24 protein-coding genes are annotated in these 25,801 nt (G+C 44.4%); 5 read left to right on the forward strand and 19 right to left on the reverse strand.

Annotated features, from left to right (window positions below; genetic code table 11):
* Positions 1–150: 150 nt before the first annotated feature.
* The 13 genes from BZA03_RS19180 to rpmH form a co-directional block, all read right to left on the reverse strand.
* Positions 151–1,029, reverse strand: a complete 879-nt coding sequence (locus BZA03_RS19180; protein ID WP_014951454.1) for a ParB/RepB/Spo0J family partition protein — start codon at positions 1,027–1,029, stop codon at positions 151–153.
* 45 nt (positions 1,030–1,074) lie between these two features.
* The gene (locus BZA03_RS19185; protein ID WP_014951455.1) at positions 1,075–1,869 is read right to left on the reverse strand and encodes a ParA family protein; all 795 of its coding nucleotides are present in this window, start codon (positions 1,867–1,869) and stop codon (positions 1,075–1,077) included.
* Between the two features lie 35 nt (positions 1,870–1,904).
* Positions 1,905–2,540, reverse strand: a complete 636-nt coding sequence (rsmG, locus tag BZA03_RS19190) for a 16S rRNA (guanine(527)-N(7))-methyltransferase RsmG (RefSeq protein WP_110289601.1) — start codon at positions 2,538–2,540, stop codon at positions 1,905–1,907.
* Between the two features lie 334 nt (positions 2,541–2,874).
* Positions 2,875–4,776 (reverse strand): tRNA uridine-5-carboxymethylaminomethyl(34) synthesis enzyme MnmG, encoded by a 1,902-nt coding sequence (mnmG, locus tag BZA03_RS19195; protein WP_110289602.1) that lies wholly within the window; start codon positions 4,774–4,776, stop codon positions 2,875–2,877.
* A gap of 895 nt (positions 4,777–5,671) precedes the next feature.
* Complete coding sequence (locus BZA03_RS19200) at positions 5,672–6,499, reverse strand: ATP-binding protein (RefSeq protein ID WP_014951458.1); 828 nt, start codon at positions 6,497–6,499, stop codon at positions 5,672–5,674.
* Between the two features lie 6 nt (positions 6,500–6,505).
* Positions 6,506–7,174, reverse strand: coding sequence for a DnaT-like ssDNA-binding domain-containing protein (locus BZA03_RS19205; RefSeq protein ID WP_101566502.1), 669 nt, complete (start codon positions 7,172–7,174; stop codon positions 6,506–6,508).
* 27 nt (positions 7,175–7,201) lie between these two features.
* Entirely contained in the window at positions 7,202–7,639 is a 438-nt protein-coding gene (gene mioC, locus BZA03_RS19210; protein WP_110289603.1) for an FMN-binding protein MioC, read from the reverse strand.
* Between the two features lie 97 nt (positions 7,640–7,736).
* Positions 7,737–9,125 (reverse strand): tRNA uridine-5-carboxymethylaminomethyl(34) synthesis GTPase MnmE, encoded by a 1,389-nt coding sequence (gene mnmE, locus BZA03_RS19215; RefSeq protein ID WP_071816526.1) that lies wholly within the window; start codon positions 9,123–9,125, stop codon positions 7,737–7,739.
* Positions 9,126–9,127: 2 nt separating this feature from the next.
* Positions 9,128–9,610: a YajQ family cyclic di-GMP-binding protein gene (locus BZA03_RS19220; protein ID WP_039228889.1), complete on the reverse strand. Its 483-nt coding sequence runs from the start codon at positions 9,608–9,610 to the stop codon at positions 9,128–9,130.
* A gap of 64 nt (positions 9,611–9,674) precedes the next feature.
* On the reverse strand, positions 9,675–11,333 hold the full coding sequence (gene yidC / locus BZA03_RS19225) for a membrane protein insertase YidC (protein ID WP_110289604.1): 1,659 nt from the start codon (positions 11,331–11,333) through the stop codon (positions 9,675–9,677).
* Between the two features lie 10 nt (positions 11,334–11,343).
* Positions 11,344–11,592 carry a membrane protein insertion efficiency factor YidD gene (gene yidD, locus BZA03_RS19230; protein WP_014951464.1) on the reverse strand — a complete coding sequence of 83 codons (249 nt, stop codon included), beginning with the start codon at positions 11,590–11,592 and terminating at the stop codon, positions 11,344–11,346.
* Positions 11,577–11,936 (reverse strand): ribonuclease P protein component, encoded by a 360-nt coding sequence (gene rnpA, locus BZA03_RS19235; protein ID WP_015000154.1) that lies wholly within the window; start codon positions 11,934–11,936, stop codon positions 11,577–11,579. Before rnpA ends, yidD begins: the two co-directional genes overlap by 16 nt.
* 15 nt (positions 11,937–11,951) lie before the next feature.
* Positions 11,952–12,086, reverse strand: a complete 135-nt coding sequence (rpmH, locus tag BZA03_RS19240; protein ID WP_014290886.1) for a 50S ribosomal protein L34 — start codon at positions 12,084–12,086, stop codon at positions 11,952–11,954.
* A 626-nt stretch (positions 12,087–12,712) separates the two neighbouring features.
* On the opposite strand from rpmH, the gene dnaA reads away from it, so the two are divergent.
* The 4 genes from dnaA to gyrB all read left to right on the forward strand — a co-directional run bounded on the left by dnaA (position 12,713) and on the right by gyrB (position 19,144).
* Positions 12,713–14,368 carry a chromosomal replication initiator protein DnaA gene (dnaA, locus tag BZA03_RS19245; RefSeq protein ID WP_039228897.1) on the forward strand — a complete coding sequence of 552 codons (1,656 nt, stop codon included), beginning with the start codon at positions 12,713–12,715 and terminating at the stop codon, positions 14,366–14,368.
* Positions 14,369–14,400: 32 nt separating this feature from the next.
* Positions 14,401–15,501, forward strand: coding sequence for a DNA polymerase III subunit beta (gene dnaN / locus BZA03_RS19250; protein ID WP_012516526.1), 1,101 nt, complete (start codon positions 14,401–14,403; stop codon positions 15,499–15,501).
* A gap of 125 nt (positions 15,502–15,626) precedes the next feature.
* A complete protein-coding gene (recF, locus tag BZA03_RS19255; protein ID WP_110289605.1) occupies positions 15,627–16,715 on the forward strand; it encodes a DNA replication/repair protein RecF in 1,089 nt (362 codons plus the stop codon).
* Between the two features lie 8 nt (positions 16,716–16,723).
* Complete coding sequence (gene gyrB / locus BZA03_RS19260; protein ID WP_039234384.1) at positions 16,724–19,144, forward strand: DNA topoisomerase (ATP-hydrolyzing) subunit B; 2,421 nt, start codon at positions 16,724–16,726, stop codon at positions 19,142–19,144.
* Positions 19,145–19,316: 172 nt separating this feature from the next.
* Here gyrB and BZA03_RS19265 read toward each other — a convergent pair whose 3' ends face one another.
* The 3 genes from BZA03_RS19265 to glyQ form a co-directional block, all read right to left on the reverse strand.
* Entirely contained in the window at positions 19,317–19,760 is a 444-nt protein-coding gene (locus BZA03_RS19265; protein WP_039234509.1) for a hypothetical protein, read from the reverse strand.
* Positions 19,761–19,844: 84 nt separating this feature from the next.
* Positions 19,845–21,923, reverse strand: a complete 2,079-nt coding sequence (glyS, locus tag BZA03_RS19270) for a glycine--tRNA ligase subunit beta (RefSeq protein WP_110289606.1) — start codon at positions 21,921–21,923, stop codon at positions 19,845–19,847.
* 2 nt (positions 21,924–21,925) lie between these two features.
* The gene (glyQ, locus tag BZA03_RS19275; RefSeq protein WP_014996763.1) at positions 21,926–22,831 is read right to left on the reverse strand and encodes a glycine--tRNA ligase subunit alpha; all 906 of its coding nucleotides are present in this window, start codon (positions 22,829–22,831) and stop codon (positions 21,926–21,928) included.
* 146 nt (positions 22,832–22,977) lie between these two features.
* Here glyQ and BZA03_RS19280 point away from each other — a divergent pair, with 146 nt between their 5' ends.
* The gene (locus tag BZA03_RS19280) at positions 22,978–23,586 is read left to right on the forward strand and encodes a DNA-3-methyladenine glycosylase I (RefSeq protein WP_110289607.1); all 609 of its coding nucleotides are present in this window, start codon (positions 22,978–22,980) and stop codon (positions 23,584–23,586) included.
* A gap of 112 nt (positions 23,587–23,698) precedes the next feature.
* Here BZA03_RS19280 and BZA03_RS19285 read toward each other — a convergent pair whose 3' ends face one another.
* The 3 genes from BZA03_RS19285 to BZA03_RS19295 form a co-directional block, all read right to left on the reverse strand.
* Complete coding sequence (locus BZA03_RS19285; protein WP_110289608.1) at positions 23,699–24,160, reverse strand: DUF2489 domain-containing protein; 462 nt, start codon at positions 24,158–24,160, stop codon at positions 23,699–23,701.
* Positions 24,161–24,179: 19 nt separating this feature from the next.
* Positions 24,180–24,683: a Der GTPase-activating protein YihI gene (gene yihI / locus BZA03_RS19290; RefSeq protein WP_014947719.1), complete on the reverse strand. Its 504-nt coding sequence runs from the start codon at positions 24,681–24,683 to the stop codon at positions 24,180–24,182.
* A gap of 127 nt (positions 24,684–24,810) precedes the next feature.
* The gene (locus BZA03_RS19295; RefSeq protein ID WP_014947720.1) at positions 24,811–25,512 is read right to left on the reverse strand and encodes a class I SAM-dependent methyltransferase; all 702 of its coding nucleotides are present in this window, start codon (positions 25,510–25,512) and stop codon (positions 24,811–24,813) included.
* Between the last annotated feature and the right edge of the window lie 289 nt (positions 25,513–25,801).

Genomic DNA, 25,801 nt, shown 5'->3' on the forward strand with positions numbered 1-25,801 from the left:
CGACAATTTTCAACAGTACAACGCTTTTTGAAAGTTATTCTGAAAATTTTCTATTGCTATAACCGGAAAGGAGAGTGTCCGGTGTTTGCACCGAACAGCGTATCAATTGCGGGTTGGCAAAGGGAGCTTCTCTACTAATTTTATTTTAAACTATTGAATTTTAGAGATAATTCCATCTAATTGTTCAAGGTCGCTAAAGCTAATTGTCAGCTTGCCTTTGCCTTTCGCATTGTGGTCAATACTCACAGGAGTGCCTAAATTTTCTGAAAGTCGTGTCATAAGGTTTTGCACATCGGGATCAACTTTCTTCTCAGGCTTAGGTTTAGCTGGCTCCAAAAGCTTTTTAACAAGCTTTTCTGTATCGCGCACAGTAAGGCCTTTGCCCGATACTACTTGCGCAGTTTCCGACTGGGTATCACCTTCTAGCGCTAACAGCGCTCTAGCGTGACCCATTTCAATATCGCCATGCTCGACTAACAGTTTCACGTCGTCGTTCAAATTATTCAGACGAAGTAAATTTGTCACTGTGGTGCGTGATTTGCCCACCGCTTCGGCAACTTCTTGATGGGTAAGCGCGAACTCATTCATTAAACGGTCAAGGGCTTGCGCCTCTTCCATAGCATTTAAATCTTCACGCTGGATATTTTCGATAAGCGCAATGGCCACTGCCGCTTCGTCAGGCACGTTCTTAACCAAACAAGGCACTTCGTCTAGCTGTGCCAGTTGTGAAGCTCGCCAGCGACGTTCACCGGCAATGATTTCATAGCGGTGCTCGTCGACTTTTCTCACTACGATAGGCTGAATAATACCTTGCGCACGAATGGACGATGCTAATTCTTCTAATGCCTCAGGTGACATGTCTTTACGAGGCTGATACTTGCCCGGCACTAAGTATTCAATAGGGAGTTTACTCAACTCACCGTTGGTTGAATTTACCTCGGCGGCATCTTGTTCTTTTTGAGCAGATGATTGGCTGGTTGCGAGTAGCGCATCTAAACCGCGGCCAAGGCCTCTTTTACGTGCTGACATAGTGTCCTCTATGGCATGTGCTGATAGTGTTCAGCTTATTGTAGTTTAACTTGCTTTTGCCTGTGCAGGCGTTGTTTTGTCCCTACGACGCAGTATTTCACCCGCCAGTGCCAAGTAGGCTTTAGCGCCTGTCGATGACTTATCATAGTACATCGCTGGCGTACCGAAGCTTGGTGCTTCAGCTAGACGAACATTGCGCGGAATAACCGTGCGATAAACCTGTTCACCAAAATGGCGCTTCAACTGTTCTGAAACGTCGTTAGCAAGGCGATTGCGCGGGTCGTACATAGTACGCAATACGCCTTCAATCTTCAATTCTGGATTCACTACGGATGCCAATTTTTGAATGGTATCCATAAGGGCAGTGAGGCCTTCTAGTGCGTAATATTCACACTGCATAGGCACCATTACCGAATCGGCAGCTGCCAGGGCGTTCACCGTTAACTGGTTTAGCGAAGGCGGGCAGTCGATAAAGACAAAATCGTAGTAATCCATAACGGGCTTCAGCGCATTGCGAAGTCTTACTTCACGGGCAAACATTTCCATCAGCTTGATTTCTGCCGCGGTTACGTCACCGTTCGCCGCGATGAGGTCATACTTGCCGCTTGTCGCTTTAACGATAACATCGTTAATTGGCTTTTCTTCAATCAACAATTCAAATGCCGTAGATTCAACGTCGTATTTATCAACGCCGCTTCCCATGGTCGCATTACCTTGTGGATCGAGATCAATCAGCAACACCTTACGCTTGGTTGCTGCCATTGACGCTGCCACGTTAACTGCGGTGGTTGTCTTTCCAACACCACCTTTTTGATTTGCGATCGCGATTACCTTAGCCACGTTAGATCCTGTTCTCGTCTATTTCTATTTTTCGGCTATTTCTTTTTTAGCCAAACCAGATGTCGTTCGCCTACCAAATTTGGCACAGTGAGGTTTTCCGTTTTGCTCACATGGAAGTGATCACTCACTTCGTCTATCTCATCTTGTGGAAACTGACCTTTAAGCGCCAAAAATTGACCTTCTGAATCTACCAGATGCTGACACCAGTGCAACATATCTTTTAGCGAAGCGAAAGCTCGGCTTAGCACAATATCGTAAGGCGTATCGCCATTGTGCTCTTCAACGCGGCTTTGCACAGGAGTTACGTTAGTTAATCCAAGCATGTGCACACATTGGGTCATAAACCGTACACGTTTGCCTAGCGAATCAAGCAGTGTAAAAGATTTATCCGGAAACGCGATAGCTAATGGCATACCAGGAAGGCCAGGGCCCGTTCCAACATCAATGATATTGTCACCATCAAGAAAGGGCACAATAGCCAGCGAGTCTAGAATGTGTTTCACCATCATTTGCTTAGGATCGCGCACAGAGGTCAGGTTGTACGCCTTATTCCATTTGTCCATAAGCAGCACATAGTCAACTAGCTGCTGCTGTTGCTTATCACTTAAATCTAGTGAAAGGGCATCGAGTCCAGACACCAAAATGGTGTGCAATTCTTGCTGTATCGTCATCGAAAAATCTGTCTGTTCGCGTTAATGTCTTTTGCCTTACACAGTCCCTACCATAAACACGTGCGGAAAATCATTATCTGCCGCTCATTTACAGCCGTTTCTTAATGCAGTTCTTCATGCTAGATAAAAATGCGCTTGAAGAAAGCACCTGAATTAATCAACGCAGCAATTTATCAACGCTGCGTAACGAATGTAAATTGGTGTAATAGGACGGTGTGAAAAGCGCCGAGTTTTTCTAGTTTTCGCACAGTTTAGGCAATTATGATAATCATAATACGCGAATAAATAAGAAAAACTAAGCGCTGCGCGTAATGTGTTGAGTTAAGCGCGTGTTTTACGCACTAATTTTCTCTTGCTTGCGCAACATGCCGTGTTTTTTAAGATAAACCAGCAGTAAAGAGATGGCCGCCGGGGTAATGCCCGAAATACGCGACGCTTTACCAATAGTTTCCGGTCTGGCTTCGGTTAGCTTGGCTACAACCTCGTTCGACAGGCCAGAAATTTTGCTGAAGTCCATATCAACCGGCAACAAAGTATTTTCGTGTCGCTGCGTTTTCGCGATTTCATCCATTTGACGGGCAATGTAGCCAGCGTACTTAATTTGAATTTCCACTTGCTCTGCAGCAATCGGATCTTCAAGACCTGGGCCAACACTTTCAATTTCCATTAACTGACCGTAAGTCATTTCAGGTCGACGGATCAGCTCTTCAAGAGAATGTTCACGACTCACCGGATTTTTCAGCATGGTATTGAGTTCTGGCGTTGCCGCGTGATCAGGGTGGATCCACTGACTGCGTAAACGCTGTAGCTCACTTTCTACCGCTTCCATCTTGTCGTTAAATTTCGCCCAGCGCGTATCATCAACAAGACCAATCTCTCGGCCCATCGCGGTTAAGCGGCTATCGGCATTGTCTTCACGAAGCAGAAGTCTGTATTCTGCACGGCTAGTGAACATGCGGTACGGTTCTTTCGTACCCATGGTAGCTAAGTCGTCGATAAGTACGCCCATGTATGCTTGATCGCGGCGTAAAATCATCGGGTCTTTTTCTTGAACTTGTAGCGCTGCGTTTGCGCCTGCTACTAACCCTTGCGCACCCGCTTCTTCATAGCCAGTGGTACCGTTAATTTGGCCAGCAAAGAACAAACCTCGAATAAACTTCGTTTCCAGTGTTTGTTTCAGATCGCGTGGGTCAAAGAAATCATATTCAATCGCATAACCCGGGCGAACAATGTGCGCATTTTCAAAACCTTTGATCGAGCGGACAAGGTTCATCTGTACGTCAAATGGCAAACTGGTTGAAATACCATTTGGATAAACTTCAATGCTGTTTAAACCTTCAGGCTCAACGAAAATTTGATGCGATGTCTTGTCTGCAAAACGAGTGATCTTATCTTCGATGCTTGGGCAATAGCGCGGTCCGATACCTTCGATTACCCCAGTAAACATGGGTGAGCGATCTAATCCCCCGCGAATGATATCGTGGGTTTTTTCGTTAGTGTGGGTGATATAGCACGGGATCTGTGTAGGGTGCATGGTTCTATCACCCATGAACGAAAATACCGGCGTAGGATTGTCACCAGGTTGAGGCTGCATTACAGAAAAATCTAACGAGCGAGCATCAAGTCTTGCTGGTGTCCCAGTTTTTAAACGGTCAACACGAAACGGAAGGGCACGTAGTCTATCTGCAAGTGCGATAGACGGTGGATCGCCGGCACGACCGCCGCGATAGTTTTCCAAGCCAATGTGTATGGTTCCGCCAAGGAAAGTACCCACTGTCAGTACCACTGACTTAGCTTTAAACTTCAAGCCCATTTGCGTAACAACACCGCATACCTGATCGTTTTCAACAATCAGATCGTCAACGCTCTGTTGGAACAAGGTTAGGTTTTCTTGATTTTCAACAATGTCGCGAATAGCGTTTTTGTAAAGCGTACGGTCCGCTTGCGCACGCGTTGCACGAACAGCCGGGCCTTTAGAAGAATTCAATGTTCTAAACTGAATACCACCTTTGTCGATAGCCAGTGCCATTGCACCACCTAACGCATCGATCTCTTTTACAAGATGGCCTTTACCGATCCCACCAATCGCAGGGTTACACGACATCTGGCCTATCGTCTCAATATTGTGAGTGAGCAACAGCGTATTTGCACCCATGCGAGCAGCTGCAAGTGCCGCTTCTGTACCTGCATGTCCACCACCTACAACGATGACATCAAATGCTTCAGCATAAAACATGGTTAAACCTCACTATTAACTTACGATAAGCCGATTAAAAACTAATTTTTCTCACGCAGAGACTGCTGAAAAAAGGGCGCGTATTTTATCTGACTTATTGGATAAAGAAAATGATTAAATTTTCCTCAAAACCTGTTTTTGAAAAGGTGTGATCGAATTATAAGATCTTAAGATCTCTTTTAGATCTGTTTATTTTTACTTTTATTAGGATCATCAAGATCTGTGGGTAACCGATCAAAGCACATAAAGATCATCAAGTTACGCGATCAATAACATTGGGAAACCCCGATCCATAACCCTACCTCAAACTTGTGTATAAATGGCCTTTTTATCCACACCCCGAATCGTTTGAAAAGTTATTCTTTTTTCGATCAAAGCTTATGCACAGTGGTTTGTAGGATCCTATCCACAGGGGTGATCAAGATGTGATCCAACTGGGGATAAAATGTTTGCTATTTATGTATCGCGCTCAAAAGATCGTGTAGATACGTGCGTTATAGCGTGATCACATTGTGGAGGAGATCTTTTCCAAAAGCTGTGATTAGATCGCCCGATCGCATTTATCAACACCTTCAAAAAATGTGCACGTTTTTATGGACGACAAGATTATTTTATCAAAACAGACCATTTTTCAGGAGAAAAACATAGAAGATGACCAAAATACAGTCACTTTTACAAGGAAGAAGTCAGTCTGTAAGAATGGTTATTTGTTTGACTGAAGGAGATCGTTGAGTGTATCTATGAATTAAAACCGTATTGTTTTGGTAAAAGTGTGATCAATAGGCTAAGTGATTCGCTATTACCTGGCACAACAGGAACATGCAATAAGGTTTAATGAAGGAAAAGACCTAGCAGAGTAAAGGCTAGGTTTCGAGAGAGAGGAAACCAGGTGCTATTAGCGCACCTGGTTGGGTTGATAGCGTGGCTGTGAAACAGAGCCTTGCATGTCTTCTTGTTCAATGGTTAAGCCTTCACGGCGGCTTGGGCCTTGGAACCTAACCTTATAGGTATCGTATTCTTTTATCGACTCAAAACAATAGGGGCCAAGGGCATTTTCAAGTTCGGCTAAATTGTGATTGGTGATCAAAATACAGTTTTTCTTGTTTACCAAGCGTTGTCTTAGCAGGTTACCAAACCAACTCTGCGCATTTTTCTTTAACACGCTTTCGTTTACACACACCTCATCAAGAATAAGAAGATCAACGTCTAGCAGTTCCTGATTGATCTCCCTGAAGCGCTGCCCCGCGTTGTCCGAAGCCCCAAAATCAAACGAGAAATTGCGCATTTCAAGCAGTGTAGACAGTTGACGATAAAGTACTGAAATTTCGTACTGCTCTATAAGTTGATGGGCTATGGCGCCGGCGATATGTGATTTACCACGTCCGTAATCGCCGTAAAACAGCATCATATGCGAGCCGCTTTGACGCCATGCAGGGTCGTCATGGGCAGCAATAAAAGACTGAGCTATAGATACGGCTTCAATCACATCGTCACTGTCTTCAACTAAGTTGGCGAAGGTCCATTTAGGATTCAGATCAGAACGGCCATGAATAGCCTCTACACGCGCTTTTTTACTACGCTGCTGTAGTTGTGATACTTCTTCGTTCGCTTTCGCCTCGTACTGCTTACGAAGCGTTTTATAGTCGATGTATTCACGATTGGGATCGACGTCTTTGTTGAGCGCTCTCGCTAAATTAGCAATTTTGTCGGTTATACGATCCATAACGAATTAACTCTTCTTAGTTGCGGCATACTTTTCCACCAGCTTTCTAGCATTATCATCTGCTTCTATGCCGGCTGCAACTTTCACTTGTTGCGTTCCCACTACTTTTGTTGGGGCGTAGCCTGAAGCGAGACGCTTGCGCTTGATATTGTTGGCAAACTTTTGTGTCCATTGGAATTCGCTAAATACTGAACTAGGTCTTCCTAACCAATAGGCAATGAATTCACCCACCTCGTTGTCATCAAATGTTTTATCGATAATACCCAGTAGCGAGGCCATTTCTTCAAACAACGCTTTATTGGGCGTCCAATTAGGGGTCATGGCGCTATGACGGGCATGTAGTTGGTCGAAGTCCGATTGTGGCTCGCTTATAAGCGGAAGAAGTAAGGTTTTCCCGTTGATTGTGTGCTCTAGATCAAGTTCAAGGGGCAGGGCAACCAAACCCACTTGTTCAAGCTGCTTCACCAAGCTATTGATTTGACGACCGCGTTGGTAAGGCTCGTCTTTGCTGTCGCCGTTTAGCAAGTTCAATAATTGCTTATAATCAATAGGTGCTGACGATGTCGTTGCCGAATTTGCACCTGTTCGAAGCCCAAGTAAATACAGTACCCGGCAATCGTTAGAAAGGGGAGATTGCAACGCCGCTAGTTCAGCTTGGGTAAGGTTGCTGTTCATCGCATTGGTTCCACGTAAAAAAGCTTGTTAAGCATTGGCCAGCTTTTCGTCAAACCATTCCACGGCGGCATCTTCAGGGATAGGGTGTTCTAGCACATCGATGTATAGCGCGTCGGTAATTAACGTGCCACCTGCGTTTTTAATATGCTTTTCCATTTCTTTTGCGCCGAAACAAAAGGTGTCGTAACTGGTGTCACCTAGCCCAATAACGTAGGCATTTACTGCGCTTAAATCTGCGCCCTCTAACTGCTTTGCGAACGGCTGGATGTTGTCAGGTAATTCGCCAGCACCGTGTGTTGATGTACACACGATCCACGTTGATTCTGTTTTAATCTCATCTAAATTTGGTTCAGCGTGAATAGTGTGGGTGTGCCCGCTCGCATCAAGTTTTGCCGCAATGGCATCAGCCACATATTCTGCGGCACCTAACATGGTGCCGACGATGATTTCAAAATGCTTGCTCATTACTGGGTCGCTTCTCTATTTACAATTGTCGTCTTAACGTAAGTACGGCTTATCCGTTACGTTATTCACCATCTTACTTATAACTTTATTGGTTGCGCTATTTACCAATACAGAACGATGAAAAAATCTTACCAAGTAGGTCGTCTGACGTGAATTCACCGGTTATCTCACATAGTGCCTGGTGAGCCAAGCGCAATTCTTCAGCAAGCAACTCACCCGCCATAGCGTCATGCAGTTGTTGTTCGCCTGTGCTTACATAACTGTAGGCTTGGTCGAGTGCGTCTATGTGTCGTCTGCGCGCGATAAATTGACCTTCAGTTGTAGTATCGAAGCCCATGGTTTTTGCCAGATGTGCTTTTAGCGTGTCGACTCCGCTACCTTCTTTGGCTGATAGATTAATGACTGAGATATCACCTTGCTCGGTGGCAACCGTGCTTTGTCCAATATCTAAGGTACTAAGGTCGGCCTTGTTACGAACTACGGTAACGGGGATGCCTTGTGGCAATCGGGCCATAAATTCTGGCCATATTTCATAAGGGTCGATAACAGCAGTTGCGGTAGAGTCTACAACGAATAATACGTGGTCCGCTTCATTGATAGCTTGCCACGCGCGCTCAATACCAATTTGTTCCACTTTATCTGGGCTTTCTCGAAGTCCTGCTGTGTCGATAATGTGCACCGGCATACCATCAATGTGAATATGCTCTTTAAGCACGTCTCGCGTGGTACCAGCGATATCGGTAACAATGGCGCTATCTCGTCCTGCCAGGGCGTTTAATAAGCTCGATTTACCGGCGTTAGGTCGCCCCGCAATCACCACCTGCATACCTTCGCGCAACAAGGTGCCTTGTTTAGCCTGTTCGCGCACTTTGGTTAAGCTTTGCATAATTGCGCTTAAGTCACCTGATACTTTCCCATCAGATAAGAAATCAATTTCTTCTTCAGGAAAATCGATGGCCGCCTCTACGTACATACGAAGATGCACGATTTGGTCAGATAGCGTTTGAATTTGTGTAGAAAACTCACCCTGTAGCGAGCGCAGCGCACTTTTTGCTGCCTGTTTAGAACTTGCATCAATCAAGTCGGCAATCGCCTCTGCTTGCGCAAGGTCTAATTTATCATTTAAAAAGGCTTGTTCACTGAATTCACCTGGATTGGCAAGCCGGGCATGGCCCGTTGCAAGCACGGCATCAATCAGCATGTCCATGACAACTTGACCGCCATGGCCCTGCAGTTCAAGTACATCTTCACCGGTAAATGAGTTAGGCCCTTTAAAAAACAGTGCTATGCCCTGGTCTATTACGCTGTTGTTAGCATCAACAAACGGCGTATAGGTCGCAAGACGTGGTGTTAGTGCGCTTGGTACTAACGCCTCTGCGATAGCTTTAGCCTTAGGACCTGAAACACGCACAATACCTACGCCGCCACGACCGGGTGCTGTCGCTTGTGCGGTAATAGTGTCGGTAGAAAGGGTGAGTGATTCCATAATTAGTCGCGGAAGTTCTTAAATTGGAAAGGTTGGCCTAAGTTCGACTCTTTAACTAGCGAAATCACTTGCTGCAAATCATCACGCTTTTTACCTGTTACGCGAAGTTCTTCGCCTTGAATAGCCGTTTGCACTTTGATTTTGGCGTCTTTCACCAGCTTCACAATCTTCTTCGCCATCGGCTGCTCAATACCTTCTTTAAAGGTAATGGTCTGACGGTAAGTTTTACCGTGGGCATCGTAGGGTTTAACATCCATAGATGAAGTGTCGACGTTACGTTTAGACATCGCCGTTCTAAACATGCTTTCCATTTGCTGAAGTTGGAATTCAGCTTCAGCTTTCATGACCACGGTTTTATCTTTGTACTCAAAGCTCGCATCAATACCGCGAAAGTCGAAACGCGTTGATAGCTCACGGCTTGCGTTTTCAGTGGCGTTGCGTACTTCTTCCATGTTGATTTCAGAAACAATATCAAATGATGGCACAGGTTATTCCTCTTAAGACAAAACAGCCCGCATAGGCGGGCTGTATAATTCATTGATCAGCGTGTTATTTACTGCTGATGCCCCGCTTCTCCATTGAAGCATAAATCATTTTGGCTTGAACCAAGGTAATCACGTTACTGACTAGCCAGTATAGTACCAGACCTGCAGGGAACCACAGGAAGAATACACTCATTGCTACCGGCATCCATTGCATGATTTTCTGCTGCATTGGATCAGTAATGGTGGTTGGCTGAAGTTTTTGCAATAGGTACATACTTGCGCCAGTTAGAATTGGCAGCACAAAGTATGGGTCTTTTGTAGAAAGGTCAGTGATCCAAAGCACAAAGTCTGCGTGACGTAGTTCAACACTTTCCATCAGTACCCAGTAAAGCGCAAGGAAGATAGGCATTTGCAGAAGAAGAGGTAAGCAACCGCCCATTGGGTTTACTTTCTCTTTGCGGTAAAGCTCCATCATAGCTTGAGACATTTTTTGTCTGTCGTCGCCAAAACGGTCTTTTAGCTGCTGCATCTTAGGTGCTAAGTTGCGCATACGTGCCATTGACTCGTATTGCTTCTTAGTTAGCCAGTACATCGCGCCTTTTACTACAATAGTGATAAGGATAATTGCCACACCCCAGTTATTAACTAGGCCATGAAGGAAGGTAAGAAGGGCGAACAGCGGCTGTGAAATCCAGAAAAGAATACCGTAATCAACGGTTAGGTCTAATCCGCGCGCAATCTTCGCTAGGCTTTCTTGATCTTTAGGACCCATGTAAAGGGTAGATGCAAGGGTTTTGGTTTCACCAGGCGCTACGCTTTCAGACGGAGACAATACACCAATTACCGCATACTGATTTTTCAGGTTACGAGAATAAAGCGTGTTAGTTTGCTCTTGTGAAGGTACCCATGCTGATACAAAGTAATGTTCAAGCATGCCAACCCAACCCGCTTTCGTGGTTTCGCGTAGGTTGTCATCTTCAATCTCGTCAAACGAGTACTTCTGGTAGCGGTCATCTTCTGTTGAATATGCAGCACCACGGTACGTTGGCATAAACATGTTGCTGTCGTCTTCAAACTCCATCACTTGTTTAAGCTGTGCATACGGCTGAACCGTTGCTGCGCTGCCAGTACCATTTTCAACGCTATAGCTCACGTTTACGTCGTACTGACCTTTAGTGAAAGTGAAGGTTTTGGTAACTGACAAGCCTTGGTTGTTTTTCCATGTAAGAGGAATAACAAGGGTGTCGCCAGTCATTTCATAATAGTCACTTTGTGCATTATACACCGGGCGGCCACTGCTGCTTGCATCAGGCCCTTGAGCACCTATTAGGCCACTTTGCGCTACATAAAGACCGTTGCCAGAGCGAAGTAGGCTGTAAGGAATATCCGAACCTTGCTCTACCGGAAACTTAAGTAAGTCTGCTGATACTACATCGCCGCCTAGCAAATCGATGCGTAAATCAAGCGTATCGGTTTTTACTTCAATAATGCGGTTTGAGCTTTGCGCCGCTGCGATAGGTTGTGCAGCAGGAACGCTATCACTACTAGGTACATCTTCGCTGCCATTTTCATTAAATGACGGTACGCCTTGTGATGTCTCTTGCGTTTGTTGTTGCTCAACAGGCACAACTGGCTGTGGCCCATAATCTTTTTGCCATGATTGCCAAAGCAAAAAGCTAACTAGCGCAAGGCCAATTATCAGAAAACTACGTTGCGATTCCATAGAGGTCTCTTTATTTTGAGTGTTTATCTTGTTGTTTTTCCGGCACTGGATCATATCCGCCGGCATGCAAAGGGTGGCATTTTAATATGCGTTTAATAGATAACCAACCGCCTTTTACTAATCCGTGCGTTTTTAATGCGTCTATAGCATACCAAGAACAAGAAGGATGGAAACGACATCGTTGCCCTAACATAGGGGAAATGAACCATTGATAAAATTTTATCAATGCCAAAGGCACTGCAATTAAGAGTTGCCGCAACGCTTGTTTAATTTTTTCCATAGCTTGTCCAATGTAGCGAAAACTTCTTGGTTGCTAAGGTTGTCAGCGCCAGACTTGCCAATAACGATAATATCAACATTGGGTAAGTTGTGCTGTTTATGCCTAAAACTTTCTCTGACTAATCGCTTCAAACGATTTCTATCGTGAGCTTTACGGATACGTTTTTTCGCGAGCGTAATGCCTAAACGAGGAGTTGAAAGTGTGTTTTTTCTGGCTAGAACAGTAAAAGAGGGAGATACAGCTGGGGTTGCGTTATCAAACACATAGGTAAAGTGGGTGGGAGTTAACAGACGTAACTCCCTAGAAAAATTATTCTCGCCCACTTTGGCGTCTTTCAATTAAGCTGAAAGACGAGCGCGGCCTTTTGCACGGCGAGCTGCTAGTACTTTACGACCATTTTTAGTCGCCATACGAGCACGAAAACCGTGAGAACGCTTGCGCTTTAGATTGCTCGGTTGAAATGTTCTTTTCATGACCAAAGTCTCACTTATATTTAGTTAAACATAGGCGTTTTTGGTAACACATTATGCTGTTGCCAGAACAATGTGGTGTTTTCACCAGAAAAGCCCATCGAAAAAGGACGCTGAATTCTAGAGATCTCGGGGCGTGCTGTCAATGCATATTCTCGCTTTTCGGATGAATAAGTGAACAATTTTTGCATTTTCTAATCGATAGCTTAATCGATAACGCAGTTTTCGTACAAATCGTCTGTGAATAACGCGTAAAATTTGGTTAGGTTATCCACAGTGCGTTGTGAAAAACACAGAGATAGATATAAAAAGCAAGGTGATCTAACGGTTTTTTAGCACAAATTTAGAATGAATTTTTCTCGTTATAGTTTGATTTGATCTAAAAGAAAAAAGCATACTAATCAGTTACTTGTTGTTTTGATCGAAAAGATCGATCGGGATCGCCATTTACATTGTGTTGATAAAGTAAGATAATCCACAGCGATTAAAACGATAACTTAATTTCTCGCTGCTACCCAACACTTCCAACGCTATTTTCTTCTAATGGCGCTTTTTAGTGCCTGCTTTCTTTATGCTTGGCTTTTCAGGAGTTGGTTTTTCTAGCGAGTTACGGGAGCTAACTACGTACCATGTCCTTGTGGAACCAATGCCTTGAAAGATTGCGTCAAGAATTACCAACGCAGCAGTTTAGTATGTGGATACGACCGCTTGTTTGTGAAGAACAACAAGGCGTGGTTGCACTCTATGCTCCCAATCGCTTTGTACTTGATTGGGTAAGAGACAAGTACCTGAATAATATTACCGCACTACTAAAAGAGTTTGCCGGAAGTGACGCACCACAATTGCGTTTAGAAGTGATGAATCGTCACAGCGTAAGCCGTAGTCAGCCTGTAAGTACCAGCGGATCTTCGCCTGCTCCAAATACGCCTAATAATCAACCAAGTAAGCCTAGTGCACCTGCGGGCGGTCAAGGGTATCAGAACTATAATACTAGTAATCAGCCTGTTCACAGCGGCAGTAATGGGCAGCACACATCGTCTTATTCACCAATGTCGAATAGCGGTATGCCATCATCGGCAAGCCAAGCGGGTGATCAAGGACAAAACAATGCGTTTTCAAAATCACCTTCATACACACAGGGTATGGATCTAAATGATCGCGGTGCGCAAAACCACGACCGTAATGGATATAATGCATACGCAGATCAAGCGCCAAGATCGTCTACACCGCCGAAAGTGATCCCGATCCCTGAGGCGATGAAGCATAAAAGTAATATTAATCCGACTTATCAATTCGACAACTTTGTCGAAGGTAAATCTAACCAGCTAGCACGTGCGGCTGCAACTCAAGTCGCAAATAACCCAGGCGGTTCTTACAACCCACTGTTTATTTACGGTGGTACGGGCTTAGGTAAAACTCACTTATTACATGCAGTGGGTAATGGCATCGTAGCTAATAACGGTGACGCTAAAATTGTGTATATGCATTCAGAGCGTTTCGTGCAGGATATGGTTAAGGCACTACAAAATAACGCGATAGAGGACTTTAAGCGCTTCTATCGCAGCGTTGATGCGTTACTTATCGATGATATTCAATTCTTTGCTAATAAAGAGCGTTCACAAGAAGAGTTCTTCCACACGTTCAATGCGCTTCTTGAAGGTAACCAACAAATCATACTTACTTCTGATAGATATCCTAAAGAGATTGATGGGGTAGAGGATCGATTGAAATCGCGCTTCGGTTGGGGTTTAACTATTGCTATAGAGCCACCAGAGCTTGAAACCCGAGTGGCTATTTTGATGCGCAAAGCGGCAGAGAACCGGATTCACTTACCTAATGAAGTGGCGTTCTTTATAGCTAAGCGATTGCGTTCAAACGTACGTGAGCTCGAGGGGGCACTTAACCGTGTTATTGCTAACGCAAACTTTACCGGTCGCCCTATCACTATTGATTTCGTTCGCGAAGCCCTTCGAGACCTTCTCGCGCTTCAAGAAAAATTAGTAACCGTTGATAATATTCAGAAAACCGTCGCAGATTATTATAAGATAAAAGTAGCTGATATTTTGTCTAAACGACGTAGTCGTAGTGTAGCGCGTCCTCGCCAAGTCGCGATGGCGCTGGCTAAAGAACTTACCAACCACAGTTTACCTGAACTAGGAAACGCGTTTGGTGGACGAGACCACACTACGGTTTTACACGCTTGTAGAAAAATAGAGCAGCTAAGAGAAGAAAGTCATGATATAAAAGAGGACTATAAGAACCTCATTAGGACTTTGTCTTCCTAACACCACGACCTTAGAGGCGAGATAGCACTGCGATGAAATTTACTATAAGCCGCGAACAATTTTTACAACCCCTACAGTTGGTATCTGGTGCTGTAGAGCGTAGACACACACTGCCAATTCTTTCCAATGTTCTCATCAAAGTAAGTGAGGACGCACTTTGGCTTACTGGTACAGATTTAGAGGTAGAACTAATTTCTAGCGTGAAATTAGAAGGTGAATTCACGGAAGGTGAAATTACTGTTCCTGCTAAAAAGCTGTTTGATATTATTCGCGGTATTTCTGAAGGAACAGATATTCATTTCTCGTTAGACGGCAGCAAAGCACTTATTCGTGCCGGTCGAGGTCGTTATACGCTTTCTACTTTATCTGCCAACGACTACCCAAATCTAGAAGACTGGGAAGGCGAAGTTGAGTTTGAATTATCGTGCAGTGATCTAAAACGTCTTATCGATGCAACGAGCTTCTCAATGGCTCAACAAGACGTACGTTATTACTTAAATGGTATGTCCCTTGAAACGGAAGAGAATATCATTCGTACCGTTGCAACAGACGGTCACCGTCTTGCTCTTTGTCGCCTAAACTACGAGACCGCTTTGCCATCTCGTCAGGTGATTATTCCACGTAAAGGCGTGTTAGAAATTTCTCGTCTTATTAGCGAAGATGATAAATCTCTTAAGGTGCAAATAGGCGCCAACCATCTTCGAATTTTCTCAAACGATTTCATTTTCACTTCGAAATTAGTTGATGGTAGATTTCCTGATTATCGCCGTGTTTTACCTCAAAATGGTGACAAGGAAATTATTGCGAGCAAAGCCGTATTAAAAGAAGCATTTTCACGTGCGGCCATTCTATCTAACGAAAAGTTTAGAGGCGTACGATTAAACTTGTCTTCTGGTGAGCTTAAGATAACGGCTAATAACCCAGAGCAAGAAGAAGCGGAAGAAATCGTTGATGTTCAATATCAAGGTGACGATTTAGAAATTGGCTTTAACGTTGCCTATTTAATTGACGTATTGAATGCGCTTGGATCTGATGGTGTTAAAGTTAGCCTATCAGACTCAAACGCAAGTGCGCTAATCGAAGATGATGCTGATGACGCCGCGTTATACGTTATTATGCCAATGCGACTGTAGTCACTACTACATTAAGTGTTTGCAGCGTTTCGCATATTCCACGTTATTTTGTTATTTAAGTTATCAATTCAAGAAGCGATGAGTGTTGATACTCCTCGCTTCATTTCTTTCATCAGTGTGACCTCATGAAACTGGACCGCGTCCAGATTACACAGTTTCGTAATCTTACTTCCGTATCACTTTCTCCTTCACCAGCTTTAACCATCATTAAAGGGGTAAATGGGAGTGGGAAATCTTCGCTAATCGAGGCACTTTACTACCTTGGTTTTGGACGTTCTTTTAGAACAAATAAGCACAGCTCGGTTATTCAAAATGAAAAAGACAGCTTCAGTGTTTTCGCGTCATGCAGAACCGAAGAAGGGGATAAATTAAAGCTAGGCTTTCAACGAAGTCGAAATGAGACATTCACCTGTAGTATTAACGGTGAGCATTCAAATAAGTTATCAGATTTAGTCAGCCTGGTACCGCTTCAGCTTTTTACTCCGCAGAGCACTGACCTTATTATTGGTTCGCCATCCGAGCGCCGTCGGTTTTGTGATTGGGGATTGTTTCACGTGGAACATCAGTTTCAATCGCTTGCAAATCAGTACGGTAAATTTCTAAAGCATAGAAATGCGTTGCTGAAACAGCAGGCAAATTTAAGCGCACCACAAAACCAATATTGGGAGTCGCAGTTTGCTGAACTAGGTGAGTCATTATCTGCTACTCGTCAGGGATATGTGGATACCCTGACACCTATTTTTAAGCAGTACGCGCAAGAATTTCTTCCTAACTTCGATGTGGAATTGAGTTACTATAAAGGGTGGGAAAAAGATGTCGGTTTATCGGAAAGCCTAGTTAAAAAACGTGAGTATGATGGTAAAATAGGACACACCTCTTCTGGGCCCCATAAAGCCGATTTAAGGCTAAAAGTGAATGGTGTTAATGCTCAGGAGCTTTTATCGAGAGGGCAGCTTAGAATGGCTGTGGCAGCGCTTCAAATGTCACAGACTAAGCTATTTAACACGGCAACGCAGCGTAAAAGTATCTTTTTACTTGATGACGTTGGTGCCGAACTAGATGCCGATAAAAGAGAACAATTTATTGATGGGTTGCTCAAAATGGATACGCAGGTTTTCGTTACTGCAATAGAATCCACGCAACTCGCTTTTATACAAAAATACAACGAAAAGAAAATGTTTCACGTGGAACATGGAAGCGTGAAAGAGGAGTAAAAGCTAGTATGTCAGCAGAGAACAACTACGACTCGTCCAGTATTAAAGTACTTAAAGGATTAGATGCCGTAAGAAAGCGTCCTGGTATGTATATCGGTGATACTGATGATGGTACCGGATTACACCACATGGTTTTCGAGGTGGTCGATAACTCTATCGATGAAGCACTTGCTGGACATTGTTCTGAGATTACTGTGCTCATTCACAGCGATGGCTCAGTATCTGTGTCTGACGATGGACGTGGTATACCAACTGAGTTGCACCCAGAAGAGGGTGTGTCTGCAGCTGAAGTTATTATGACGGTTCTTCACGCCGGCGGTAAGTTCGACGATAACTCTTATAAAGTATCGGGCGGTTTGCACGGTGTAGGTGTATCAGTAGTAAACGCACTTTCAAGCCGATTGAAGCTTCGTATTCGTCGCGGTGGTAAAGCGCATGAACAAGAATATCATCATGGTGTTCCACAGGCGCCACTAGCCGTAACAGGCGATACTGACAAAACGGGAACTATGATCCGTTTCTGGCCAAGTTCAGACACCTTCACAGATACGCTTTACCACTACGATATTCTTGCTAAACGTCTTCGTGAACTATCATTCCTGAACTCTGGTGTGTCTATTCGCTTGAAAGACGAACGCGATGGAAAAGAAGACCACTTCATGTACGAAGGTGGTATCAAAGCTTTCGTTGAGTACCTAAATGAAAAGAAAACACCTGTTCACCAGAAAGTGTTTCATTTCAGCAGTGAACAAGAAGACGGTATTGCAGTAGAAGTAGCGATGCAATGGAACGATAGCTTCCAAGAAAACGTGTTCTGTTTCACCAACAATATTCCTCAGCGCGACGGCGGTACTCACTTGGCGGGCTTCCGTGGAGCGTTGACGCGTACATTGAATAACTACATGGAAAAGGAAGGCCTGAACAAAAAGGCTAAAACGAATGCCAGTGGTGACGACGCGCGTGAAGGTCTAACCGCGGTTATTTCCGTTAAAGTACCAGATCCAAAATTCAGCTCACAGACTAAAGATAAGCTTGTATCTTCTGAAGTTCGTCCAGCTGTTGAATCGGCAATGAATGAAAAGCTAGCAGAGTTCTTATTAGAAAACCCAGCAGAAAGTAAAATCATTGCGGGTAAGATTATTGATGCTGCTCGTGCCCGTGAAGCTGCACGAAAGGCCCGTGAAATGACACGCCGTAAAGGTGCGCTCGACTTGGCTGGTCTGCCGGGCAAGCTAGCTGACTGTCAGGAAAAAGATCCTGCACTTAGTGAATTATACATAGTGGAGGGTGACTCTGCGGGCGGTTCAGCTAAGCAGGGTCGTAACCGTAAAAACCAAGCTATTTTGCCGCTTAAAGGTAAAATCCTAAACGTTGAGAAAGCGCGTTTTGATAAGATGCTTTCTTCTCAGGAAGTTGCGACGCTTATCACGGCACTAGGTTGTGGTATCGGTCGTGACGAGTATGACCCTGAAAAATTACGCTATCACAGCATCATTATCATGACCGATGCTGACGTAGATGGTTCTCACATTCGTACGCTTCTACTCACATTTTTCTATCGTCAAATGCCTGAAATCATTGAGCGTGGATATGTATATATTGCACAGCCACCGCTATACAAAGTGAAGAAGGGTAAACAAGAGCAGTATCTTAAAGATGACGATGCGCTAACTAACTACCTAACATCAATCGCAATTGACGGTGCGTCTTTGCACACCAGCGATGAAGACCCAGGTATTAGTGGTGTAGGCCTTGAAAACCTTGTTAAGCAGTACCAATCGGTAGAGAAGATGATTGCACGTATGAAACGTCTTATGCCTGCATCTATCCTCTACAGAATGCTTTACACGCCTACGCTAAACCTTGAAGACCTTAAAGATCAATCCGCACTAGAGCATGTGGCGAAACACTTCGTAGAGCAGCTTACAGAGCGCGAAAACGATGGTGCTACATACCGTTATGAAATTCGCACTGATGCTGAGCTTAGCGAGTACTACATTACAATCATTATGCGTATGCACGGTATCGATTATGAGTACGTTATCGATCATGAGTTTATCGAGTCGTCTGAATATCAGCGCCTTAAAGAGCTTAACCTTGCTATCAATGACATGATGGGTAAAGACGCTTACATCCAGCGTGGCGAACGTAGACAGCCAGTTGAGTCTTTCAAAGAAGCCCTAGAGTGGCTAATGAATGAAGCGAAACGCGGCCAATACATTCAGCGCTATAAAGGGCTAGGTGAGATGAACCCTGAGCAACTATGGGAAACCACCATGGACCCAGAAAGTCGCCGTATGCTTCAAGTTACCATTGAGGATGCTATTGGTTGTGACCAGCTGTTCACTACATTGATGGGTGACCAAGTTGAGCCTCGTCGAGAGTTTATCGAAGCTAACGCGCTGAAAGTGGAAAACTTAGACGTGTAGAGCTTTTCGCTATTTGAAAAAAGCGACCAACGGGTCGCTTTTTTTGTGCCTAAGCTCAGGTGAATTACTCGTACAAAACAGAGAACTTTTTATTGGCATTGAATGTGAGGCAAGAGTCTTTACAATGAAAAAAGGATTAGTGAATGCCGCTACTACTACACGGCACTCAAGTCTAAACTTTAGAAACAACCAGAGCGACTTCCCCCGCACTTGCTGCTGTTGCTGTAAAGCGATAGGTGCCAGTTGAGGAGGGGGTAAATTGCAAGTTCTCTGAGCCCTGTTCACAGACTAAATAAACAGTGGAGCCTAACATTACAGGCTGCCCTTTATATTTGCCGCCACAGCTTTGTGAGGGCGTCCATTTTGCATCTGACAACCTAAAATCATAAGGTTGTCCGTCGGCTATGAGTTCAACGTCCACTGTCCAGCCTGAATTTGATCGTTTGAACTTGTAACTTGGGTCAGCCTCCCACCAGTTAAATACACCTCTAAGAAACATGTTTTCGAATTGAATGCGAGGCACGTCTGGTGCTATTTCTGGAATTTTAAAACTTCCACTGCTTGAGCATGCTGAAAGTGCTATGCACATAGAAGCAATAGTTAATAACTTTTTCACAGCGTCTCCATTTATAAAAAAGCCCAACGTTAGGGCTGGGCTCTTTGTTTTTCGCGGCATAAAACCGCGCTAACTCTTACTAGCCTACGACTTCGCGAGAATAGATATATCTGCGGTAGTAAGGAAAAGTTGCCTTAAAAGCGACAGTAAAGCAAGTCGGTTATTCTTAACCGCTTCGTCATCAGCCATAACCATTACGTTATCGAAGAAGTTATCGATTACATTACGTAAGGTTGCAAGCGCAGTAAGAATACGCGTGTAGTCCTGTGAAGGAACAGCAATATCAACTTCTTTCTGTGCGGCTTTCAGCTCAACGTAAAGCGCTTTTTCAGCTTCTTCAGCTAACAGTGACTCATCAATATTCACTGTGTCTGTCACTTCAACGTTCTGCTTAGCAAGGATGTTTGCAACACGCTTGTTAGCGGCAGCTAGCGCTTCGGCTTCTTCCAATGCTCTGAACTTATCTACCGCATGAACTCGGGCTAAGTAGTCAGCTGGCTTAGTAGGGCGACGAGCAGCAACGGCCTGAATAACGTCAATGGCGATAGCTTGATCTTGTAGGAGCGCAGTAAATCGACCCAATACAAAATCAACAACCTGAGATTGTGTTTCAGCATTTGTTAACTTATCGCCATACACATCGATAGCTTTGCTTACTAGCGTTTCAAGATCTAGCGGCAGTGACAGCTCAGTGACAATACGTAGTACACCGATAGCTGCACGACGAAGCGCAAATGGGTCTTTATCACCCTTAGGTAACTGGCCAATACCAAAAATACCCACAAGAGTATCTAGTTTGTCCGCAAGCGCGACCGACGCGCTAACGCCTGAACTAGGAAGTGCGTCACCAGCAAATCGCGGCATGTATTGTTCATACAGTGCTTCTGCAACAGGCGCATCTTCACCGTCGTTTAGCGCATAGTATTTACCCATAACACCTTGAACGTCTGGGAACTCCATAACCATGTTCGACATTAAGTCGGTTTTAGCTAGAAGACCTGCTCGTGCAGCTTGTGTTTCATTCGCATCTATTTGCGACGCGATAAACGCCGATAGGGCAGATATACGCTCAGACTTTTCTTTTAGCGTACCAAGCTGTTTTTGGAACAACACGGTTTCTAAGCTTTCAAGGCGGCTTTCTAATGTCGTCTTTTTATCGCTGTTAAAGAAGAACTCAGCGTCTGCAAGACGAGGACGGATAACCTTTTCATTGCCAGAAATAACTTGAGACGCATCGCGACTTTCGATATTCGTTACGAATAAGAAAGTGTTTGAAAGTGCACCATCGCTATCTAGCAGCGGCACATATTTTTGGTCGTCTTTCATGGTATAGATAAGCGCTTCTTTCGGTACTGCTAAGAAAGCCTCATCAAACCCAGCTTGAAGTACGACCGGCCACTCTACAAGTGACGCGATTTCTTCTAGTAAGTCTTCATTATAGTCTGGCTTAAGCGACAAACTTTGCGCTGCGTCTTCGAGCTGCTGACGCACTTTATCTTTACGCGCCTCAAAATCTGCCAGTACATATTGTTGCTCTAGGGCAGAGGCGTAATTGTCAGCATGATCAAGTTCAAAGCGACCTTCGCCATGGAATCGGTGACCCTGAACAACGCGGCCGCTTGTTAGGCCCAATACAGAAACGTTAACCACTTCGCTTCCGTAAAGCACGCAAAGGGTGTGAACCGGGCGTATAAACTGAGTGTTGTAATTACCCCAACGCATTGGCTTTGGAATAGGTAGCTTGCTTACCGCTTGGTTTATCAGCCCTTCTAGAAGCTCTGCAACTAATTGCCCTGGAACGTGGGCTTTATGAAGTAACCACTCTCCTTTGTCAGTTACAAGGCGTTCTGCGTCAGCAACGTCAATGCCGTTACCGCGCGCCCAACCTTGTGCTGCTTTTGTAGGGTTACCGTCAGCGTCAAACGCGGCTGATACTGCTGGGCCGCGTTTCTCTACTACTTTGTCAGCCTGACCTTCAGCAAGACCTGAAACATAAACGGCTAAGCGGCGAGGGGCTGCAAACCAGCTGACTGAATCAAAGCTTAAGTCAGCTTGCGTAAGCGCAGCTTCAAACTGCGTGGCGAAGGCTTCACCTAAAGACTTAAGCGCTTTTGGTGGGAGTTCTTCAGTACCTAATTCAACTAAACAATTTTCTGTACGCACGCTTATGCCTCCTTGTTACATAGTGGGAAGCCAAGTGCTTCACGTGCTTGGTAATAGCTTTCTGCACACGCTTTGGCTAGCGTTCGAACGCGAAGAATATAGCGCTGGCGTTCAGTCACTGAGATAGCATGACGAGCATCAAGCAAGTTAAATGCGTGTGACGCCTTCATAACCTGCTCATAGGCAGGAAGTGGAAGGTTGTTTTCGATAAGCTTTTGGCTTTCTGCTTCACATTCGTCGAAGGTTCTAAATAAAGCTTCAACATTGGCGTGTTCGAAGTTATACGTCGATTGTTCTACTTCGTTTTGATGGAACACATCGCCATAGGTCACTTTGCCCATAGGGCCGTCAGTCCAAACCAGGTCGTAGATACTATCGACACCTTGAACGTACATGGCGAGTCGCTCTAAGCCGTAGGTAATTTCGCCGGTAACAGGCTTACACTCTAGACCGCCTACCTGCTGGAAGTACGTAAACTGAGTTACTTCCATGCCGTTTAGCCACACTTCCCAACCTAGACCCCATGCACCAAGCGTGGGTGATTCCCAGTTGTCTTCTACGAAGCGAATGTCATGAACCAGCGGATCGAAACCTAACTCTTTCAAAGAGCCCAAGTACAACTCCTGAATATTGTCAGGTGAAGGCTTAAGCATTACTTGGAACTGATAGTAATGTTGTAAGCGGTTTGGGTTCTCACCGTAACGACCATCGGTCGGTCTACGGCACGGTTGAACATAGGCGCTACTCATTGGCTCTGGACCTAAAGAACGTAGGAACGTCATAGGGTGAAAAGTACCGGCACCCACTTCCATATCCAGAGGCTGAATAATAACGCAGCCCTGACGCGCCCAATAATCTTGAAGCGCAAGGATCAACCCTTGAAAGGTCTTAATATCGTATTTCTGCATACATCCGCTGCTTATTAGTTATCTGACTTAAAATAAAGGTGGGATAGTATACAATTTGTGAGGCATAGTATGTAGGTGTAAAGGGTGAAAAAACGTCACGAATAAAGCCAATATGCCACTTCACAACAAGGATTTAATCTTAAGCCATGCCCAATCAAACAAAAATAGAAAAAAATACGCCTTTGCATCGCTGCGGTTGGGTAAGCAGCGACCCTATTTATTTAGCGTATCATGATAACGAATGGGGTGTACCCGAGCTAGATAGTCGCGCGTTGTTTGCTAAGTTATGCCTCGATGGACAACAGGCTGGTTTATCTTGGCTGACCATTTTGAAAAAACAGCAGAATTTTGAACAGGCATTCTATCAGTTCGACCCTGAGAAAATTTCGAAGATGGGCTCCGCTGATGTCGACAGGCTGATGCAGGACAGCGGCATAATCAGAAACAAGCTCAAAATAGAGTCGGTTATCAAAAATGCCAAGGGTTTTTTAGCTATCGAAGCGTCGCAGCCATTCAGTGATTTTATCTGGCAATTTACAGATGGACGTACGGTCATTAATGCATGGGAAGACTTCAGGCAAGCACCCACATCAACCGATGCGTCTAAAGCAATGTCAAAAGCACTTAAAAAGCACGGATTTAATTTCGTAGGTGAAACGATTTGCTACGCTTTTATGCAAGCTGTAGGTATGGTCAATGACCACGAGGTAGGGTGTCATTGCTACGAACGTACCTGCGAGCTCGCGATAAAGTGACATAGGCAAAGGTAGCCGGGTTAAAAAAATGGCCGACTACATACTGTACTCGGCCATTTTCGATATTGATTGCATTAGTTTTTATCTTTTAAATCAGCGTCGCGCTTACTCGTTATTTAGTGGCTACGAGTGTCTCACAATACGACTTCAGCGGTGGTAATTCGTCCAATACCTTAGATTCGTATTCCGATTCAATCTGCTCGCGAGCGATATCTTGCTTTCTTCGCTCATTCTTAGGTAGTTGTTGCCTTGCTTCTAAAATCGCAAATCCGCTTACCTCTGTGAATAATGCATGAATGTTGGGATACTGCGCTTTAAAATCAGGCGGAGTAATTATTGGAAGCGTGTTAAGCAGGTTCACGATGCGAATTACACCTTCTGACAAATCACATTGCTGCTGCTCCATCGCCTTAGCTATTACTATAATACTGTCGGTTATAGTGGCTACGCGCGACTGCCTTGCCGCTTCTTGTCGCTCTTTTTGTTGTTTTAACATAAACAACAGTTTGCCTGCGTAAAAACCTAGCGCAAGAATAATTAGTAGCGCGATGCCTGAAAGTACTGCCCAAAGCATGACTCTTTCCCGTTTTTTATTAGTGCTTAAAGTCGTCGATATTAATAGCGTCTAAATCATTAAACGGATCCATATCGTCGTCTTCATCATCCTCTTCTACTATTCCTAATAGGTCACAAAGAATGCGGTGGCGTGCCATCTTCTCGTCGACATAAGCTTGTTGCTCACGGGTGAGCGGTTTATCGTCGTCAAGTTTGTCGAGTAAATCTGACAAGCGTTGATCTGCTTCAAGCGCTGCCAGTTCTTGGGCTGGTGTGGCGTACTTTTTCTTTTGAGCAGGGGTGGGCGTCACTGCTTTTACAAGCTGAATAGGCTTTTTACTGCCGTGGCGCGGATCTTTATTCTCAGCACTCTTTTTGCCCGTCACTTTTTTCTGTTCAACATTGTGGCGATTACCAGCGGGCTTACCTTTATGCTTTTTAGGGCGAGGCGAGTCTGATTTACGGTTTTCGCTTGGTTTAAAGTCAGGATCTTTACGAACGCCGATTAGGCCGACTTTACGTGATTTCTTTGAACGTGCCATAATTTCCAAATAACAAAGAGAGTGAAAAAACAGCGCTATTATAGCGCGAATTAGTGTCTACGTATTGATCTTTGGGTATGCAGTGCAAAATCAATACGGGGAACATAAAGTATTACGGGAATTTGTTTCAGCGCTTTCTCAATAGAGCGACATCGCTGGCAGGAAAAGTGACATCATAGCCATCTCGTTGTGCCAAATATTGAAAGGTTGCTTCGCTGAAAAAGCTAACGTGGGTGACGTCGTTTTTATAGTGCCAATTTGCAAACCTGGCTTTATCAAGTACGCGCTTGGTCATGATGGCAAGAACGCCACCAGAAGCTACAAGTTTGTTAAAAAGCGCCCATTCCACATGAGGGGCGTGAAAGTGTTCTATAGCCTCTGTACATGTCACTATGTCATAGCTTTGCTCAAGTACCGATAAGTTGTGTGCATAGAAGGGATCGTACATATTCATCCTAACGCCTTCTTCTTCCAGCATACTTGCTAAAACAGGCGCAGGGCCACAGCCAAAGTCTAGTCCTCGGAGTTCACCAAATTTCATGTCTTTTATAAAAGGTGTAAGTGGCGTTAAAACCTTTCCTAAAAACTTTCGATACCCTTCGTCTTCAAAGCTATTCTCGTGAAGGTCATACTCCTGCTTTTCTACTTCTTTCGATGGCAAGAATTCAGGAGAAACATAAACGAGTTTGCATTGATTACATTGAAGGTAATCGCGCTTTTTATCTGAGTGATAGTGAGATGGCGCGTTAGCGCTTTTGCATAAAGGACAGTACATAGGAAAGTGAACAATAATAAGGGGCTTAAAAAAGAAAAAGGTGATGGTTCTCACCATCACCTTACATTGTATGAGTGTCAGATGACACCTCTCCCGTTATACACTTCTATGTGTATTTTGCTTCCCTAGCCGTGCTCCCCTTATTTTTATTGTTAGCAGAGCTGTATTGTTGTTTTTGGCCCTCGTGGCTCTTTATCCCGTCTTCCATGCTGCATTTTTATTATTATTCTTGTTATTTCGCTTGTAGCTTTTCAAAGGCACCTACAAACTACGCCGTTAGATTACACGAATAATTTCAAAATACAACTTTTTCGGTAACAAATTTTTAACAACAATGTGCAAA

The sequence above is a fragment of the Alteromonas sp. I10 genome (assembly GCF_003201515.1).
Lineage (GTDB): Bacteria > Pseudomonadota > Gammaproteobacteria > Enterobacterales > Alteromonadaceae > Alteromonas > Alteromonas macleodii.